The sequence below is a fragment of the Bacillus sp. AP50 genome, from assembly GCF_040492675.1.
In the GTDB taxonomy this organism is placed as follows: Bacteria; Bacillota; Bacilli; order Bacillales; family Bacillaceae_G; genus Bacillus_A; species Bacillus_A cereus.
Genome location: NZ_JBEUTW010000342.1, coordinates 1 through 5,186, shown reverse-complemented (window position 1 = coordinate 5,186; position 5,186 = coordinate 1). Strand labels below are relative to the sequence as shown.

Below are 5,186 nucleotides of genomic sequence, written 5' to 3'. Positions count from 1 at the left end.
ATCTATAGCGTTACGAAAGTAGCATATTTTACTGTTTGAATGGAAAATTAGTTATAAAACGATAATCTTTTTAGGCGTGAAAATATATAAATGAGGTGAAATTTAATAAAATATCGGTATAATTGTTACAAAATCAGTCGAAGTATGGAAAAAATTACGCCTTGATTTTCGTCTGTTACATAGTATTTTTGCAATAATAGAATTAGATAATAGCCTTAGTACCTATAAATAATGAAGAGTATTAGAATGATAGTTGTAACGTGAAACATATATAATAGAAGAAACTCAATTTAGTAGATAAATAAAAAACGTAGGAGTGTAAACTCCTACGTTTTTGTTTATTCATATCGTAAACATTCAATTGGATCCAGTTTGGCAGCTTTGTTAGCTGGTAGTAAACCGAATATAATACCGATTAACATGGAGATACCTACTGCAAGAAGTCCAAGTTCTTTTGAGACAACGAGTGGCCATCCAGCAAAGATTGAGACGATCCAAGCGAAGAAAATACCGAGCATGAATCCGATGAAACCACCAAGTCCTGTTAAAATACAAGATTCGATTAAGAATTGTGTTAATACTTTACCACGTGTTGCACCAAGTGCTTTACGAATACCAATCTCACGTGTACGTTCTGTTACAGATACGAGCATGATGTTCATTACACCGATACCACCAACAAGTAAGGAGATAGCAGCAATACCACCAAATACCATTTTCATCATACCGATTGATTCGTCTAGTTGTTTCGTAAATTCACCTAAGTCTTGTGCTTCGAATTTGTGCTCAAATTTAGGAGCTTTCATTTCGTTTAAGACAGAAACGGCTTGTTTTTCTACACTTTTACGTTCTGTCGGAGAGGTCATTGTTAATCTTACAGAGTCATACTCATTTACTCCTGAAATGACAGGCGCATTTTCAAGTGATGTATAACCTTCAGGCATAGGCATTCCAAAGTCGTTTTTCGTTTCGTATACACCAACTATTTTATACGGCTTTCCTTTTATATCTGTGTATTGATTTGATTCCCAACCACTACTAAATAATTTGTTGAAAGCTTCTTCATTTAATATAACAGCAGGGATTGCTTGGTTTAATTCACTGTCATTTAATTCACGACCGTGAACTAATTTTATTTTCGAATCTGTCATAAAGGCGCCTGTTCCACCTTTTAAATCAAGATTTACATCTTTTGAACCAGCAGATGCTTTTACTTTCATACTTACGTCTGGATACACATCTTTAACGCCTGGTACAGTTTGGAGACGGTTTAGCATATCAGGTGTGATTTTGGCACTATCTGTTCCGTAATCAGGATTGTTGTAGTAAATCGTTACTTCGTTATCTTTTCCTTGGCCTAATTCTTTTTTAAACTTTGCGTTTGTACCATCACCCATTGAAATGATAGTAATAATGGCACTAATACCGATAATAATACCTAACATCGTTAAAATAGAACGCATTTTATGAGCAAAGATAGAGGAAAGGGCCATGCGTATATTTTCACTCGTATTCAAAATTAACCTCTCCAATCTTGGACGATATTTCCGTCACGAATTACAATTTGACGTGCTGCAGCTTCCCCGATTTCACGGTCATGGGTAATCATAATGATTGTTGAGCCTTGTTTATTTAATTCGTAAAAGAGGTCCATAATTTGTGTGCTTGTTTTCGTATCAAGTGCTCCCGTCGGTTCATCGGCTAAAATGAATTTTGGGTTATTTACGATTGCACGTGCAACAGCGACACGCTGCTTTTGTCCACCTGATAATTCGTTCGGTAAGTGAGTAGCGCGATCAGCTAAACCGACTTTTGTTAAAGCAGCTAATGAGCGCTCGCGTCTTTCTTTTTTATCGACTCCAGCGTAAATAAGAGGTAGTTCTACATTTTGAAGCGCTGTAAGTCTCGGTAATAACATGAAGTTTTGGAATACGAATCCGATCTCTTTATTACGTACGTGTGCAAGTTCTGTTTCAGTCATGTTTGAAATATTTTGACCGGCTAGTTCGTACGTACCTGTCGTCGGTTTATCTAAGCAACCGATAATGTTCATTAATGTTGATTTACCAGAACCAGAAGGTCCCATAATAGAAGTGAATTCTCCTTGGTTCAGTGTTACGTCAATTCCGTGTAATATTTGAACGGATTCTGCACCATTTTGGAAGGATTTCGTGATGCTTTTTAAGTTAATCACTGGGCGACAACCTCCATACCATCTTTTAAGTCTTTTTCAGGTTTAGAGATAATTTCCTCTCCTTTTTTCACTCCAGAAACTTTTGCTTCGCTATCAGTCTCGAATTCAACAGTAACTGCTTGTTCTTTCGCCTTACCGTCTTTTACAACGAAGACAACATTTTTGTCACCTTTTTTCACAATACTGCTTTTCGGAACAATTGTACCAGTTGCTTCGCCAGATTTACTTGTTACGTAAACGTGGAAACCGTTTTGTAATTCGTCACTATTATCTAATGTGACAGTGAATTGATAGTTAGAAACAGTTTTATTTTCATCCATGCTCTTTAATGGTGTAGAACCGATTTCTGTTACTTTTCCTGTCCAAGTCTTACCAGCGACAGTTTTTGATGAAACAGTTACTTCTTGCCCAACTTTCATACTAGCAAGCTCATATTCAGAAAGTTGACCTTTTACTTTAAATTGACCAGCGTGACGAAGAGTAATTCCGCTCATACCTGTTTTTTCGTCAGCAGTTTTCACGATATCATCAATTACGCCATCAGCAGGACTTGTTACAGAAAGAGTGTTTACTTTCTCTTTTGCTGCTTTAATCATTTCATCAGCTTTTTCAACTTCAAACTTTTTCATTTCAAGTTGTGATTCTAATTGCCCAACTTCAGCTTCTGATGCTTTTAATGCTTCAGCAGGAAGGCCTGCATTTTTATCTTTTTGTAATTTTTGTTTCGCCGCATCAATTTGTTTTTGGAACAACGTTACTTCTTTTTGTGCGATTTTCTTTTGCATTTCTGCTTCTGTTACACCTTGTTTAGCAGTCGGGTCATTGTATTTAAATAGAAGCTGACCTTTTTTCACTTCATCGCCTTTTTTTACAGCTAATTCATATGTTCCTTTTGTTGGATCGAATGAAATAGTTTCAATTCCATTTGGAATAACTTCGCCACCAAATTTTTGCGCGTTTTGGATTTGTTTTTCAGTTACTTTATATCCGCTATATGCCATTGCTACTTCTGAACCGCCCCCAGCAAATGCAAAGTATGATCCAGCTGCAATTCCGATTGCTACTACACTAGTAATTAACACCTTATTTTTCTTTTTCATCTATTTATCACCTTTTCGTTCGTTTTAGTATCTACATTAAGTATAGAAGAGGTGAAGAATCTGACAAATCGTTTTAGCTTACAATAACCTTACAGTTTTGTAAGGTATGAATATGTAAATGTAAGGTAGAGGTTGTCCTATTGTAAGCAAATGAATTGACTCGTTGTTTCTTTCTTACAATAATATTGTATGAAGGAGAGGAGGAAGGAAGATGGAAGCTTATTTTAGCGCGCACCCATTAAAACCATTTATTCCATACTCAAGGCAACACGCCATTATATTATTTATTATGTTGGTGGGGATATTTTTTCTGTATCAATACCAAGATTTATTACGTCAAAATGAGTGGAATATAACGGTTCGATATGCGATTGCATTTTTATTTATAGGGAGTGAAATTGGGCTTCATATGTGGGAGTGGAAAGCGGGGATTTTTGAGCTAGCTACTTCATTACCGTTTGAGTTATGTACAATTAGTTTATTGTTAGCGTCGATTATGATTGTAACGAAAAGTTATCGAATATATGAGATTGTATTTTTTACGGGAATTATTGGTGCATCACAAGCCATTTTAACACCAAATTTGCAATATGCTTTTCCGCATTTTCGTTTCATTGAATATTTTATCGCGCATGTATTGCTTATTTGGGCACCACTCTTTATGACTTGGGTGGAAGGCTATAGACCGACCTTGCAATCTATTAAGCGTACGATGATATTTTTAAACATATTGATTCCGCTTGTTTCGTTTGTGAATTACAAAACAGGTGGTAATTATATGTTTTTAGCTCATAAGCCAGAAACAGCTTCATTACTCGATATGTTAGGACCGCATCCTTACTATATTATTTCATTAGAACTCGCAGCGCTTATTGGATGTTTTATTTTATATATTCCGTTTGCAAAAAGAGAAAGGCATGCGCATAAAGAATCACTAGGATCATAGCTTAGTGATTTTTTGTCTTTAAAATATTTACAATTCAGAAAATTAAGAATAAAATTAGGGGGTAAATTATAGAGAGAGAAGGGTGAAAATGGTCAAAAAGGTATTTTTGAATGGGATGGAAGTGACGATTCAATTTCTTATTTCGATTTTGGGGATTATTATGTTAGGGGCTCTGCCGAAATTGTTTTATGGATTTAAGCTGGATGTATCAAAGTACATACAGAGTTTAAAAGAAGTGTTTGTGAACTTAATGGATATTTCCAATTTGCAATATGTGAAAGGTAAATTTTTATTTCCGCAGCTGTTCGTTCATTATAAAGAAACGATTATTATTTTTTTAGCTGCTTTTTTTATTTCATTATTTGTAGCATTTTGTATTGTTTATGTAATTATGAGTAGTTCACCGCGTATGCAACATCGAATTAAATCATTTCTCATCTTCCTAGAATCCATTCCAGATATCCTTCTTATTTTAGTATCACAAATTTTAGTTGTATGGTTTTTTAAACAAACAGGTTTTTTACCTTTTCAAATTGCTTCAATTGGAGGCGAGTCGATTAGGGGGTTGCCAATATTGTGTTTGAGCATCCCGACTACGATTATGTTTGTAAAAATGGTCGTGCTTCGTTTTGAAAATGAACTAGAAAAAGATTATGTACTATTTGCTAAGGCGAAAGGGCTGGGGCGCTTTCATATTTTAAATCGTCATATTTTACGAAATGTGTTGCTTAGTACATTATTCTTTGCGAAAACGAATATCTTTTTTATGTTATCTAATTTATATATTATAGAATGGATTTTTAATACGGGTGGTATTTTTATGTTTTTGAAATCGTATTTCGGTATTAGAGTTGAGGTTTTCATCGTTAGTGTGCTTCTTATATATATTCCGATTTTTATTTTATTTAAATTGTTTCATTATCTCATTCCGGCTGCGATGAAGGAG

5 protein-coding genes are annotated in these 5,186 nt (G+C 34.9%); 2 read left to right on the top strand and 3 right to left on the bottom strand.

Annotated features, from left to right (window positions below; genetic code table 11):
- Window positions 1-338 precede the first annotated feature (338 nt).
- From ABWK52_RS21910 to ABWK52_RS21900, 3 genes are read right to left on the bottom strand one after another with little or no spacing between them, the layout of a single operon-like run.
- Window positions 339-1,493, bottom strand: coding sequence for an ABC transporter permease (locus ABWK52_RS21910; RefSeq protein ID WP_001986269.1), 1,155 nt, complete (start codon window positions 1,491-1,493; stop codon window positions 339-341).
- 26 nt (window positions 1,494-1,519) lie between these two features.
- A complete protein-coding gene (locus ABWK52_RS21905; RefSeq protein WP_098541748.1) occupies window positions 1,520-2,194 on the bottom strand; it encodes an ABC transporter ATP-binding protein in 675 nt (224 codons plus the stop codon).
- Complete coding sequence (locus ABWK52_RS21900) at window positions 2,191-3,294, bottom strand: efflux RND transporter periplasmic adaptor subunit (RefSeq protein WP_000728828.1); 1,104 nt, start codon at window positions 3,292-3,294, stop codon at window positions 2,191-2,193. Before ABWK52_RS21900 ends, ABWK52_RS21905 begins: the two co-directional genes overlap by 4 nt.
- Before the next feature lie 211 nt (window positions 3,295-3,505).
- Between ABWK52_RS21900 and ABWK52_RS21895 the strand changes: the two genes are divergently transcribed.
- Window positions 3,506-4,240 (top strand): YwaF family protein, encoded by a 735-nt coding sequence (locus ABWK52_RS21895; RefSeq protein ID WP_000388679.1) that lies wholly within the window; start codon window positions 3,506-3,508, stop codon window positions 4,238-4,240.
- 88 nt (window positions 4,241-4,328) lie between these two features.
- Window positions 4,329-5,186: ABC transporter permease subunit (locus tag ABWK52_RS21890; RefSeq protein ID WP_353772128.1), on the top strand; the 858-nt coding region annotated here is incomplete at its 3' end.

Excerpts from the sequence above, each read along its gene's own strand:
- ABWK52_RS21900 (WP_000728828.1), bottom strand. The coding sequence starts at position 3,294 with ATGAAAAAGAAAAATAAGGTGTTAATTACTAGTGTAGTAGCAATCGGA.
- ABWK52_RS21910 (WP_001986269.1), bottom strand. The coding sequence starts at position 1,493 with ATGGCCCTTTCCTCTATCTTTGCTCATAAAATGCGTTCTATTTTAACG.
- ABWK52_RS21895 (WP_000388679.1), top strand. The coding sequence starts at position 3,506 with ATGGAAGCTTATTTTAGCGCGCACCCATTAAAACCATTTATTCCATAC.